Source organism: Acidovorax sp., assembly GCF_016783915.1.
In the GTDB taxonomy this organism is placed as follows: Bacteria; Pseudomonadota; Gammaproteobacteria; order Burkholderiales; family Burkholderiaceae_C; genus Acidovorax.
The window spans coordinates 1-11812 of record NZ_JADHVT010000144.1; the positions used below are offsets into that span (position 1 = coordinate 1).

The 11812-nt window shown below is 62.5% G+C and carries 15 protein-coding genes; 5 read left to right on the forward strand and 10 right to left on the reverse strand.

Features of this window, described 5'->3' with window-relative positions; translation table 11 throughout:
* Positions 1-135 precede the first annotated feature (135 nt).
* The 3 genes from ISS20_RS19925 to ISS20_RS19935 form a co-directional block, all read right to left on the reverse strand.
* The gene (locus tag ISS20_RS19925) at positions 136-981 is read right to left on the reverse strand and encodes a carbohydrate ABC transporter permease (RefSeq protein ID WP_056067136.1); all 846 of its coding nucleotides are present in this window, start codon (positions 979-981) and stop codon (positions 136-138) included.
* Between the two features lie 15 nt (positions 982-996).
* Positions 997-1860: a sugar ABC transporter permease gene (locus ISS20_RS19930; protein ID WP_291438868.1), complete on the reverse strand. Its 864-nt coding sequence runs from the start codon at positions 1858-1860 to the stop codon at positions 997-999.
* Positions 1861-2017: 157 nt separating this feature from the next.
* Positions 2018-3361, reverse strand: coding sequence for a sugar ABC transporter substrate-binding protein (locus ISS20_RS19935; RefSeq protein ID WP_291438870.1), 1344 nt, complete (start codon positions 3359-3361; stop codon positions 2018-2020).
* A 423-nt stretch (positions 3362-3784) separates the two neighbouring features.
* Here ISS20_RS19935 and ISS20_RS19940 point away from each other — a divergent pair, with 423 nt between their 5' ends.
* The 5 genes from ISS20_RS19940 (at position 3785) to ISS20_RS19960 (ending at position 7744) form a co-directional block, all read left to right on the forward strand.
* Positions 3785-4636 (forward strand): thymidylate synthase, encoded by an 852-nt coding sequence (locus tag ISS20_RS19940; RefSeq protein WP_291438872.1) that lies wholly within the window; start codon positions 3785-3787, stop codon positions 4634-4636.
* 69 nt (positions 4637-4705) lie between these two features.
* Positions 4706-5314, forward strand: a complete 609-nt coding sequence (locus ISS20_RS19945; RefSeq protein ID WP_056743682.1) for a DUF4337 domain-containing protein — start codon at positions 4706-4708, stop codon at positions 5312-5314.
* Positions 5315-5346: 32 nt separating this feature from the next.
* Complete coding sequence (locus ISS20_RS19950) at positions 5347-5835, forward strand: dihydrofolate reductase (protein WP_291438874.1); 489 nt, start codon at positions 5347-5349, stop codon at positions 5833-5835.
* A 268-nt stretch (positions 5836-6103) separates the two neighbouring features.
* Positions 6104-7381, forward strand: coding sequence for a site-specific integrase (locus ISS20_RS19955; protein ID WP_291438877.1), 1278 nt, complete (start codon positions 6104-6106; stop codon positions 7379-7381).
* Positions 7382-7465: 84 nt separating this feature from the next.
* A complete protein-coding gene (locus ISS20_RS19960; protein WP_291438879.1) occupies positions 7466-7744 on the forward strand; it encodes a hypothetical protein in 279 nt (92 codons plus the stop codon).
* A gap of 330 nt (positions 7745-8074) precedes the next feature.
* On the opposite strand, the gene ISS20_RS19965 is transcribed toward ISS20_RS19960, so the two are convergent.
* The 7 genes from ISS20_RS19965 to ISS20_RS19995 form a co-directional block, all read right to left on the reverse strand.
* Positions 8075-8860, reverse strand: a complete 786-nt coding sequence (locus tag ISS20_RS19965; protein WP_291438881.1) for a Gp49 family protein — start codon at positions 8858-8860, stop codon at positions 8075-8077.
* Between the two features lie 22 nt (positions 8861-8882).
* Positions 8883-9380, reverse strand: coding sequence for a hypothetical protein (locus tag ISS20_RS19970; RefSeq protein WP_291438883.1), 498 nt, complete (start codon positions 9378-9380; stop codon positions 8883-8885).
* 7 nt (positions 9381-9387) lie between these two features.
* Entirely contained in the window at positions 9388-9951 is a 564-nt protein-coding gene (locus tag ISS20_RS19975) for a hypothetical protein (RefSeq protein ID WP_291438885.1), read from the reverse strand.
* Positions 9948-10160 (reverse strand): hypothetical protein, encoded by a 213-nt coding sequence (locus ISS20_RS19980; protein ID WP_291438887.1) that lies wholly within the window; start codon positions 10158-10160, stop codon positions 9948-9950. The genes ISS20_RS19975 and ISS20_RS19980 overlap by 4 nt, the downstream gene beginning before the upstream one ends.
* A gap of 56 nt (positions 10161-10216) precedes the next feature.
* Positions 10217-10855 (reverse strand): glycoside hydrolase family protein, encoded by a 639-nt coding sequence (locus tag ISS20_RS19985; RefSeq protein WP_291438889.1) that lies wholly within the window; start codon positions 10853-10855, stop codon positions 10217-10219.
* Complete coding sequence (locus ISS20_RS19990; RefSeq protein WP_291438891.1) at positions 10852-11175, reverse strand: holin; 324 nt, start codon at positions 11173-11175, stop codon at positions 10852-10854. Before ISS20_RS19990 ends, ISS20_RS19985 begins: the two co-directional genes overlap by 4 nt.
* Before the next feature lie 158 nt (positions 11176-11333).
* On the reverse strand, positions 11334-11812 hold a 479-nt coding region (locus ISS20_RS19995), incomplete at its 5' end, for a hypothetical protein (protein ID WP_291438893.1).

An 11812-nucleotide genomic window follows, 5' to 3' on the forward strand; every position in this document is an offset into this window, starting at 1 on the left:
CCTTTCTGGATGGAGAGGTCGATGCCCTTGATGGCGCGGTGTTCACCAAAGAATTTCTCGATGCCGCGCAGTTGAAGGTAGGCCATGGAATCTGGTTCCTGAAAACTTGATTGCGTTGGATAGGAAAGCTGCGCGTTACTTCACGGCGCCAAACGTCAGGCCCTGCACCAGCTGCTTCTGGCTGAACCAGCCAAACACCACAATGGGCGCAATGGCCATGAGCGACGCTGCAGACAACTTGGCCCAGAACAGGCCCTCGGGGCTGGAGTACGACGCGATCAGCGTGGCCAGCGTGCCCGCCTTGGCAGCGCTCAGGTTCAGGCTCCAGAAGGCCTCGTTCCATGACAGCACCAGGCACAAGAGGCCGGTGGACGCGAGCCCGCCCATGCCCAGCGGCAGCAGCACCAAGCGCACCTCCTGCCACAGCGTGGCGCCGTCCATGCGCGCGGCTTCCAGAATTTCGCGCGGGATGTCCTTGAAGTGCGAATACAGCATCCAGACCATGATGGGCAGGTTGGACAGCGCGAACACGATGATGAGCGCAAGCTGCGTATCGAGCAGGTGGCTCTTTTGCGCCAGCACATAGATGGGTACCAGCGCGCCCACGGCGGGCATCATCTTGGTCGAGAGCATCCACATGAGGATGTCCTTGGTGTACTTGCCCTTGAAGAAGGCCATGGCGTAGGCCGCAGGCGCAGCCAGCATCAGCCCCACCAGGGTAGAGACCACGCTGGTGATGACCGAATTCTTGGCGTACAGCAAGTAGTCGCTGCGCTCCTGCACCTCGTGGAAGTTTTCGAGCGTGGGGACAAAGAACAGCTGCGGCGGCACGGCGATGGCCTGCAACTCGGTCTTGAACGCCGTGAGGAACAGCCAACCCAGCGGGAAAAACAGCAGCAGGGCCACGCCCCAGGCAGCGGCGGTGCGCAGGGCCAGCAGGCCCAGCGGGAAGTTGGAGCGGCGTCGTTTTGTCGTTGTCATGAGCGTTGCCCCGTCTTACTTGTCAAGGTTCTTGCCGACCATGCGGATCAGAAACACCGCCGCGATATTGGCCAGCAACACAGCGAACAGCGCACCTGCCGAGGCCACGCCCGCGTCGAAGTTGAGCAGTGCCTGCTTGAAGATCAGGAAGGTGACGTTGGTGCTCGCATCGCCCGGCCCGCCACCCGTGGTGGTGTAGATCTCGGCAAAGATGCTGAGCAAAAAGATGAGTTCGATCATCACCACCACGGCCACCGAGCGCGCCAGGTGCGGCACATACAGGTAGCGCAGCTGCTGCAGATAGTTAGCGCCGTCCATGCGCGAGGCTTCGAGCTGCTCGTGGTTCATGCTCTGCAATGCCGTCATGAAGATCAGCGTGGCAAACGGCAGCCATTGCCACGACACCATGACGATCACCGAGAACAACGGGTGGTCCGTGAGCCAATCCACCGGCTTTGCGCCAAAGAACATCCACACCTGGGCGAGCACGCCGTAGATGGGATTCATCATCATGTTCTTCCACATCAGCGCGTTCACCGTGGGCATGACGAAAAACGGCGAAATCAACAGCACCCGCACGATGCCCCGGCCCGCAAACGGCTCGTTGATGAGCAGCGCAATCGCAATGCCGAACACCACCGTGATGAGAATGACGCTGCCCAGCAGCAGCAGCGTATTGACCACCGCCGTGCCAAACGATGGGTCGGTGACGAAGTACTCAAAGTTTTCCAACCCGGCAAAGCCCGTCTGGTCCGGCTGCATGAGGTTGTAGCGGATGAGCGAGAAGTAGATCGTCATCACCAGCGGCACGATCATCCACAGGAAGAGCGTGGCCATGGCAGGCGTGAGCAGCAGACGGGGGAGCAGGCGGCGGTTCATGGGAATTCCGATACAGACTTACACAGCGCAGTGAGGCAAGCGCCCAGTGGGCGTAGCGAGCGGCCCGAGGTGGGGGTGCTGTACCGCAGTCGTACTCCCGTACGGCGAGGAACACCGCCCCCAGATCGGGCCGCGCAGTAGCCCAATGGGTGCTTGCCTATTTGTAGTAGCCGGCCTTCTTCATTTCGCGGTCAGCCGCCACCTGGCCGGCCTTGAGTGCCGCGTCCACCGTCGTCTTGCCTGCCAGCGCAGAACTCATCTGCTGGCCCACGGCGATACCGATGGCCTGGAACTCCGGAATGGCCGCGAACTGCACACCCACGTACGGGCTCTTGGGCAAGGTCGAATCCGTGGGGTTGGCCGAGTCGATGGCGGTCTTCTCTGCGGCGGCAAAACGCGCGGCCTTCTGGAACTCTGGCGACGCATACGTGCTCTTGCGCGTGCCGGTGGGCACATTGGCCCAGCCGTTGGTCTTGGCCACGAGCTGGATGTAGTCCTTGCTGGTGGACCAGGTGATGAACTTCTGCGCAGCATCCACCTTCTTTGACCCTGCGGGGATCGCCAGATTCCACGACCACAGCCAGTTGGCGCCCTTGGGCGTGTTCATGGTGGGCGCCTGGGCAAAGGCCATCTGGTCAGCCACCTTGGACTGCTTGGGGTCGGCCACGAACGATGCCGCAATGGTCGCGTCCACCCACATGCCGCACTTGCCGGAATTGGTCAGCGCCAGGATTTCGTTGAAGCTGTTGGCTGCAGAGCCGGGCGGGCCATAGCTCTTGAGCAGGTCCACGTAGAAGGTGATGGCTTCCTTCCAGGGCTTGGATTCGAGCTGTGGCTTCCACTGCATATCGAACCACTGACCACCGAAGGTGTTGACCAGTGTGGTCAGAAAGGCCATGTTGTCGCCCCAGCCCGGCTTGCCGCGCAGGCAGATGCCGTACACGCCGTTCTTGGGGTCGTGCATCTTGGCGGCCAGGTCCTTGATCTGCGGCCAGGTGGGGCGCTCGGGCACCTGCACACCAGCCTTGTCGGCGAGGTCCTTGCGGTACATCAGCATGGAGCTTTCGCCATAAAACGGGGCGGCGAACAGCTTGCCATCCACGGTCAGGCCATTGCGCACGGCGGGCAGCAGGTCGTCCACGTCGTACGCCGCGTCGGTTTTCAGCTCCTGCAGCCAGCCCTTCTTGCCCCAGATGGGCGCTTCGTACATGCCGATCGTCATCACATCGAACTGGCCGCCCTTGGTGGCGATGTCGGTCGTCACGCGCTGGCGCAGCACGCCTTCTTCCAGCGTGACCCACTTGAGCTTGATGTCGGGGTTCGCCTGCTCGAAGTTCTTGCTGAGCTTTTGCATCTCGATCATGTGGCCGTTGTTCACGGTGGCAATGACCAGCTCGGTCTGCGCACTGGCAGCGCCGCACAGCGATATGGTCAAAGTGGCGGCCAGCGCAACGGCCAGGGTCAGGCGCCGGGGGGCGGCAACACGGGGGGAATGTGGCATCGGAATGTCTCCTTCGGTATTGGTATGGAATCTGCCGTTCAACGCCACACGCAGGCATACAGGGCATTGACGGACTGAACGATACCGATGCTGCCATGCCGGATTGGTACTCCCAGCTCCTGCAAAGATACTAATTTGCACCATCTAATCAGGATTTCTACCTAGTCATGTCAATTGGGTATCTATCCTCATCCACTCCGGGGGCTACAGACGCTGCAGCCTCTCACTGTTCGCTACAAAATACATAGCTGCAAAGGCTTATCCTTTCTGCACTACCAGCACATTGCGTTCTTGGCCATGAGAAACCCATACCGGGCCGCATAAAATCCTGCAGCGCTACTGCGTGCACCTGCCCCTGTATGGACGGATGCAGTACCAGTGCCTCGCTCCAATCCCTCTGTGATGAGCCCTTTGCCCTCCCCCATGACACAAGCCTTTGCCACCGCCTCCCGCCCCGTGCGCTCCCAGTACGAAGACTTCATGCGCCACGTGTTCACCCACGGCGTGGACAAATCGGACCGCACGGGCACCGGCACCAAGAGCGTGTTTGGCCACCAGATGCGGTTTGACCTGAAAGAGGGCTTTCCGCTGGTCACCACCAAGAAGGTGCACCTCAAGTCCATCATCCAGGAGCTGCTGTGGTTCCTGACGGGCTCCAGCAACAACAACTGGCTGAAAGAGCGCGGCGTCACGATTTGGGATGAGTGGGCGCGCGAGGATGGCGACCTGGGTCCGGTGTACGGCGTGCAGTGGCGCAGCTGGCCCACGCCGGACGGCGGGCACATCGACCAGATCAGCGACGTGATCAAAACGCTGAAAACCAACCCCGACTCGCGCCGCATCATCGTGAGCGCCTGGAACGTGGCCGAGCTGCACAAGATGGCGCTGATGCCCTGCCACGCGTTCTTCCAGTTCTACGTGGCCCCGGCGCAAGAACCCGGCGGGCGCGGCACGCTGAGCTGCCAGCTGTACCAGCGCAGCGCAGACATCTTTCTGGGTGTGCCCTTCAACATCGCCAGCTATGCACTGCTGACCCACATGGTGGCCCAGCAGTGCGACCTGGATGTGGGCGACTTCATCTGGACGGGCGGCGACTGCCACATCTACAGCAACCACCACGAGCAGGTACAGGCCCAGCTGGCGCGTACGCCCTACCCCTACCCGGTCTTGAACATCAAACGCAAGCCCGACAGCATCTTCGACTACGAGTACGAAGACTTTGAAGTGGTGGACTACCAGTGCCACCCTGCCATCAAGGCGCCCGTGGCAGTCTGACCACTGCACCAGCCAGCCAGCGGCACAGGCCCCGCTTTCACCCATAACCAATACAACGAGCTTCTATCTATGTCTTCCGGCGGATTCCACGTACATGGCCCCCACGACCACGCGGTCGAACATGCCACCCACGGCCACGATGCTGCGCACCACGGCGCGGACCATGGCGGCGGCTCGTCCACCAACAAGATCGCCATGTTCACGGCCATCGTGGCCACGGTGGGTGCCATCTTTGCCTACATGGGCGGCGCCACCCAGGCCAATGCGGGCCTGATGAAGAACGATGCGGCCATCAAGAAGACCGAGGCCTCCAACCAGTGGAATTACTTCCAGTCCAAAAGCACCAAACAAAGCCTGGCCGAGCTGGCCCGTGACCTGACCCCTGCCGAAGCCGAGAAGGTCAAATACCAGGCCAAGATCGACCGCTACGAAAAAGAGAAGAACGAGATCAAGACCGCGGCCGAAAAGCTGGAGGCCGATGCCCACGCCTTCGACCAGCAAAGTGAGGCCCAGATGCACCAGCACCACCGCTGGGCCCAGGCCACCACCGCGCTGCAGGTGGCGATTGCCCTGGCCGCGATTGCGCTGCTGACCAAGAAGAAGTGGCTGGAATACGGCATGTACGGCGTGGCCGCCGTGGGCCTGGGTGTGGGCGCGCTGGCGTTCCTGCACATCTGATCCCCTCCCCACTCACACACCGAGCGAGCCCCATGCCCCTGCACCTCATCTACGCCCGCGCGGCCAACGGCGTCATCGGCAAGGACAATCGCCTGCCCTGGCACCTGCCGGAGGATATGGCGCACTTCAAGCAGCTCACTCAGGGTTGCCCCGTGGTCATGGGCCGCAAGACCTGGGACTCGCTGCCGCCACGTTTTCGCCCCCTGCCCGGTCGCACCAACATCGTGGTGACGCGCCAGGCCGACTGGCAGGCCGAGGGCGCCCACCGCGCGGGCAGCCTGGCCGAGGCCCTGGCACAGTGCGACGCTGGCAAGACCGTGTGGATCATTGGCGGCGCGCAGATTTATGCCGAGGCCTTGCCCCTGGCAGACTGCGTGGAGGTCACGGAGATCGCGCAGGACTTTGACGGCGATGCCTATGCCCCCGTGCTGGGCGCAGAATGGGTAGAAACCGCCCGCGAGCACCACGTGAGCACCAACGGGCTCCCGTTCAGCTTTGTGACCCGTGTGCGCCGCGCCTGACGCTTCAGCCCTTCCCTCATTCACTCACATTTTGATAGCTGCTGGCGCATGATCCACTAGCGCTACCGGCCAAAAACCATGCAAATTGCCACCTGGAATTTCAATTAGTGTTTCAGAGTGGGTCACAACGTCTCAGACCGCATCGCAAGCCGTTGTTTTCATTGGGTTTTTTGACTCACAACGTATCATGCTGATTCTCATTGGCGCATGAGCTACGGGTAGCCAGGTGGGTAGCTACACTCCTAGCTACCCAAAAAAAGGACTGCCGATGCCCAAAATCAGTCACACGCTCACCGATATACAGATCAAGCGCTGGATCTCAAAAGGTGAGGCGGTCGCCAAGTCGGATGGCGATGGGCTGACATTCACCCTCTCCAAAGGCGGCACCGCAACCTGGGTGCTTCGGTATCGCGTGCAGGGCGGGCGGCGGCGCGAGCTGACCATCGGCAGCTACCCGGACGTGACACTCGCGGCGGCCCGGGAGAAAGCCCGCGCTCTGCGTGCATCCATCGATGGCGGCGCGGACCCGGCAGCCGAAAAGCAGGAGCGCAAATCGCGCACCGCAGCAGCATGGACCATGCGCGAACTGGTTGCCGACTATCGAGAGAAGGTGCTCCGCCCGGATGTATTCGCCGAGGACACCATCTACTACCGCAATGCCGACATCGACCAGGTAATCCTGCCGCGCCTGGGTTCCTGGCAGGTGGACAAGGTAACGAGCATTGATGTCGTGAAAGTCCTCAAAGAGAGCGGCCGGACGTGGCTGATGACAAAGCGGCTGCTCACCTCTATCTCCAAGGTTCTCGACCACGCCTGCGGGCTGACACTCATTGCGGCAAACCCTTGTACCGGCATCAAGCTGTCCGCAATCAAGGGCCCCCGCCCCAAGACACGCCAGCGCGTCATGCTGGAGAACAAGGAGCTGCAGTCCCTGCTGCCGGGCATTGACTTCATCGGCCGCGAGAACGCCCTGGCCTTTCGCATCCTGCTGGCCACCTGCGTGCGCGGGGTGGAGCTGGTCAAGGCCAAGAAGGAACACCTGGATCTGGAAGCGGGCACCTGGTGGGTGCCTGCAGAGTCCGTCAAAACCCGCGCGGGCTTTTTGGTGCCCCTCGCCCCGGTCGTCGTTGACTGGTTCCACGAGCTGATCGCCTTGTCTGGCGACTCCGTGTACGTGCTGCCCACTCGCCGCGCCGACCGCTCCAAAGAGCTGGGCGATGTGCCTATCGGGCGCACAACCCTTTGGGCAGCACTGCGGCGCGCGTTTGAGCGCGGTGACATGGACATCCGCAAATTCACCCCCCACGACACGCGCAGCACGGCCAAAGGCCACCTGATGAACATGGGGGTGTCGCGCGAAATCTCCGAGATTGCCCTGAACCATGCGCTCAAGGGCATGGAGGGGGTCTACGACGTGCGGGAGGAAATACCGGAGCGCCGCCGGGCCCTCAAACTGTGGGCTGACTACCTGGTGAGCTGTGAGAACAGCGCCCCACCCGGCCGCGATGGTGAGGCGAACGTGGTCCGGCTGCGCAGGGTGGCGTAAGCCGGGGCACACCCTCTGTACCGTGGACAATCTCCCGCCATGGCAGCCCAAAACATCGTTGACCTCCCCCCACACCACCCAGGCATGGCCGAACTGCACCGCAGAGTGTCGAATGCCTTCCGCGTGCACTGGATCAAGTACCCAGGAACGAGGCCGCAGAAGCTGGTCCTAACCCAGAAGCAGGCCGATGACCTGCGGCTGACGCAGTTGTATGGGGGTGTCTCCATACCTGGATACGCCCCCGAGGTGGGCAAGTTCAATGACCGCCCGGTGGAGGTGTCAGCCACGACGGCCGGCGTGCTGGTGGCGCATGACGGCACCGAAATGCCACTGGCCGACTTCGACAAGATGCCGGCTGCCTAGAAACTCTTGCGCCCATGTTCGGGGCGTAGAACACACAAGGGAAGCATGGAATGACAAGCGCTGAATTTACGTGGTCGCGCGCCAACCCTACAGGCCCCAAGGGATGGTACGCCGTGGTCATTTGCTGGGATGAAAACGAAGGAATGTCTCCCTCATCCGCGTTTTGGGATGGCCAGTCGTGGGGTGATGACAAGAGGCCAATTGCGGCTTTTCACGGGCCGCACCCTTCACCGGAGGCCGCCGAGAACTGGGCTTACGAACACGACCCAGAAATGTAAAAAGCCCCGCCCGCATCACTGCGGCGGGGCTTTCTCATTAGTGAGGCACGGACTACTGGCAGGCCTCGCAGGGAGCATCGCCCGACAAGTCGCAGGCTTTGACGCTGGCCAGGAAGTCAGCGGCATCTGCAGTTGGGTTGTCAGGGCGCGGGGTGCCGGCCAGGTCAGCAGCAGCATCTGCGTCGGTGAGCACCGGGCGGGCCAGCTCGTCGCGCAGACGGAAGCCCAGGAGGGGCCAGATTTCGCGCTCTGCGTTCTCGCGGGCGATGCGCTCCCCGATTTCCTTGTTGTAGTTCTCCGGGCTGGCGCAGGCGCTGTGTCCCACCACGGTGAAGCCGTTGCGCAAGACCAGGACGCAGAACGTTAGGAGATTGAGCGGCGTCGCCCAGCCATCAGGACGCACATTCATGTTGCACGCGCCTGCGCAGCCTTCAGCAGCCGTGAAATAGTGCTCGCTGACGATTTCGGCTTGCAGCGCAGCTGGCGTCACGCGCGGGCCCTTGTCGGCCTTGGCCTGGATCTCGCTCTCCAGATCAGCAGGCGCCGAATCGTAGGTGGCCTCGAAAATGTCTCGCTTGCACGGGTAAACCTCCCCCTTCACGCCCGTGATGAGCATGTCGTCGCGGCCCATCTTCATGGTGCCTTCCAGAGTCGGGATCAGGTAGCAGTCGTCGTTTTCATGGGTGATCGGGTGGCCCGCGTAGCTGAACGACCAGGGCATGCCATTCACGATGTTCGACTCACGGCCTTCGGCCTTGCATCGCTCGATGCCGTGGGCCACCAGCTGGTCGAAGGTGATGGCGGTGATGACGACGGGCTTCTTGCGGAATTGGGTCATGGTGTGCTCTTTGGGGTGGAGGTTAGAAAGCCGCGATGCGCTCGCCCAGGATCACGGACAGCTCGCGCATCACATCGAGCTGGCGGCGCAGGCGGGCCTGTTCGTCGGTTGGCAAGGTGGTGAACACGGGATTACCACCGATGAAGGCATTGAGGCGGGTGATTTCGCCGTCACGGGCGGCCTTCTCATCAATCACGCGCTGCTGGTGCGGCGGGATTGTGCTTGCAGCATCCTTGCGTGCCTGCCCCTGCTGGTAGGGCATCCATTCGGCGTAACCACCGTGTTCGATGCCCGCAGGCACAGGGTCGCCTGCCTGCAGCAGTTGTACGGAATTGAACTGGTGCACGGCACCAGATGGACCAATGACGTGCAGGTTCACCATGCGGTCATGCCATGCGTAGGTGACAGTCGCATCGCACGGCTGGTCGTCATCCCATACACCAAGTTGCGTGCGGTTGTGCCCGAATGGGCGATACCAAACTTTGCGGCCCACGGTGGGCTTTATGACAGTAGAGGTCATGGTGTTCTCAGGGAGTTGGCCCGGCATCCGGCCGGGGCGGCGCTTTGAGTCCCAGGCCACCAGGCGGTGGCAGCAGGGTGCGGTCGTTCTGGATCACGCGCATCAGGGTGCGGACTTCATCGGCGTGCTGTTCAGCAGCTCCTGCGAACGCTTCCGCCTGGCTGTCAGCTTCTCCGTATAGAACCCCGAGGGTGGCGGCGCGATCCCGGCAACGCTGGAGGGCAACGGCTGGGCTGTCGCCTTCTCCCCCACCACAGGTGGCGGCGTATTCGGTGACTTGTTTGCGCAGCCGCTCACCGTCAGCAGCGGCATCAGCAAGGCGAGCAAGACGGCGCTTTTCTTGGGCAGCGTGGGCATCGGCTATCTCCTGTTGGTTGCGGGCGTGGATCTCGCCCTTGCGGAAGGTGGCGCGGGCGTCATCCAGCGCAACGCGGTGGCGTTCCGACTCCTGCGCTGAGTGCTCGGCTTTGAGCTTGGCCACGGCCGCATCCATCTGCGCGCCCTGGTAGAACCAGGCTGCTGCAGCGGCCACCACCGCGGCGATCAGGTGGGTGATGAGGGTGAGGTTCACGGCATGGCCTCGCATTCCTTGCTGTCGCGGTAACCGTTGCGGACCTCGGCATAGCAGGCTCGGGCAGCAGCATCGACCTTCGCGCGGTCCTGGCCGCAGGCTTCCAGCACCTCACCTGCGCGCAGATACCAGGCGGGCGCCAGATCAGCTTCTTGGGAAGCCGTGTTCAACAGTTCACAGGCGCTGTTGGCGGCGCCGGTGGGGATCACAGTGCAACCCGTGATACATGAAATGAGCAAACAGAATGAAATGCGTACAAAGCAAATCATTTATGAACTCCAAGGCGCCAAGACGTACAGATTTCGCCGTTGGCATCGCCGCGCAGCTGCAGGCCTGGCAGCACGGTGGAAACGCCCTGCACCGTTCCACGGTTCCAGCGCGTGTTTTCGCGGCAGGCGCCTTCCCAGTCCCCGGCATTGGCCTTGCGTCGCATGGTGCTGCCGATGAAATTGCCCTCGCCCTTGTTGTGCAGGAAGTCGAGGAAGGTGGCTTGCTGGAACGGGTCGTAGCTGTCCCAGTAAGTCAGCAGGCGCTTGGCTTCGACCTCGTAGCCGATGTACCGGCGCTTCTCCAGCCGGTAGCAGTCGGCAGGGGTGTATGTGCGGCCCGCCACCACCTCGGGCCCGGTCAGGCCATTGCAGACGGTGAGCGGCTGGCCCTTGCCCAGCTTGTCCACGTAGGGCACGCCGATGTGGCGGTTGCTGGATTCGTAGTAGCTGGCCATCACCATGGCAATGCGGATGCTGTCCGACACCTGGGGGTCTGCGGCCACGGCCTGGATGTAGGCGTTGGTGTTGGCCTCGCGGGTAGCGGCCTCGTCCAGGTAGTAGGCCCCGCCACTGGCGCCCAGCAGCATGACCAGGGCGGCAAGGCTGGTGCGCAGTTGGGCGGGGACGCGGCTCACTCGTCGGCTCCCAGATCGCCCAGATCAGTGTCGCGGTGGAATACCGGCACGCCACTGGTACGCATCAGCTGCATGCGCATATCACGCTCAGCCTCGCGGCGCTGGTGTTCGGCTTCCCGGCGGCGGTCATCTGCAGCTTGGCGCTTGTTCGCCTCGCGTTTGTAGAACCAGGTGATGAGCAGGCCGATGACTGCAACTGCAGCACCAACATAGGCCGCCAGATCAGCGGCAGACAACTTCCCGGCGACAGCAACAGAACCCCCGAGGATCGTGGCCTTGTTCCCAGCTGCGCCGATGGCTTCGAGGGTTTCAGTTTTCATGACAGTGGATCATTCCGGCGCATGCCCACTTCCACCAACCCTATGCTGGGCGGCAGTAAAGCTGGCTGCGACAAATGCTGTTTTCATGAGCCCGGAGTGTTCCGGGCATGCGCCTGCGGGTCGAACCCTACTGGGGGGGAATGATTTCAGCGCTCTGGCTATGCGGATACGAGAAGCGTCCGATCCTCTGCAGCCACGCCCGCCACGCGGACCTCGCGCGCTACCGACAACAGGCGGGTTTCAGCAGCAACGCGAAGCGTTCTGTCTTCAATTGACACCACCAGCGTGCGGCTTGGGTCAAGAGGCGGCGCGGATTCGATGGCCGCGAACACGTCATGGCCAGCCTCGAAAACCGCCAGCACGCCGCCTGCGGCAATCTGCCCAGCGATGGCTGCAGTGTCTTCCCCAGCCTCGATGGCGGCCAGCAACGCACTGACCAGGGCCGCACCGCTCGCGGCCATGCTGTCGGCGCCGGTCTCCACTGCAGCAAGCGTACCCGCCGACTTGGGCAAACCGCCATGCCCGGCCACGCTGTCGCTTCCACTCTCGATGGCAGCCATGGCGCCAGCGATCAGTGCGCGGACTGAAATGGATGCGGCATCGGTGCTGGGCTCCATAGCCGCCATCGACCCCGCCA

Excerpts from the sequence above, each read along its gene's own strand:
- ISS20_RS19925 (WP_056067136.1), bottom strand. The coding sequence starts at position 981 with ATGACAACGACAAAACGACGCCGCTCCAACTTCCCGCTGGGCCTGCTG.
- ISS20_RS19930 (WP_291438868.1), bottom strand. The coding sequence starts at position 1,860 with ATGAACCGCCGCCTGCTCCCCCGTCTGCTGCTCACGCCTGCCATGGCC.
- ISS20_RS19935 (WP_291438870.1), bottom strand. The coding sequence starts at position 3,361 with ATGCCACATTCCCCCCGTGTTGCCGCCCCCCGGCGCCTGACCCTGGCC.
- ISS20_RS19940 (WP_291438872.1), top strand. The coding sequence starts at position 3,785 with ATGACACAAGCCTTTGCCACCGCCTCCCGCCCCGTGCGCTCCCAGTAC.
- ISS20_RS19945 (WP_056743682.1), top strand. The coding sequence starts at position 4,706 with ATGTCTTCCGGCGGATTCCACGTACATGGCCCCCACGACCACGCGGTC.
- ISS20_RS19950 (WP_291438874.1), top strand. The coding sequence starts at position 5,347 with ATGCCCCTGCACCTCATCTACGCCCGCGCGGCCAACGGCGTCATCGGC.
- ISS20_RS19955 (WP_291438877.1), top strand. The coding sequence starts at position 6,104 with ATGCCCAAAATCAGTCACACGCTCACCGATATACAGATCAAGCGCTGG.
- ISS20_RS19960 (WP_291438879.1), top strand. The coding sequence starts at position 7,466 with ATGGCCGAACTGCACCGCAGAGTGTCGAATGCCTTCCGCGTGCACTGG.
- ISS20_RS19965 (WP_291438881.1), bottom strand. The coding sequence starts at position 8,860 with ATGACCCAATTCCGCAAGAAGCCCGTCGTCATCACCGCCATCACCTTC.
- ISS20_RS19970 (WP_291438883.1), bottom strand. The coding sequence starts at position 9,380 with ATGACCTCTACTGTCATAAAGCCCACCGTGGGCCGCAAAGTTTGGTAT.
- ISS20_RS19990 (WP_291438891.1), bottom strand. The coding sequence starts at position 11,175 with ATGAAAACTGAAACCCTCGAAGCCATCGGCGCAGCTGGGAACAAGGCC.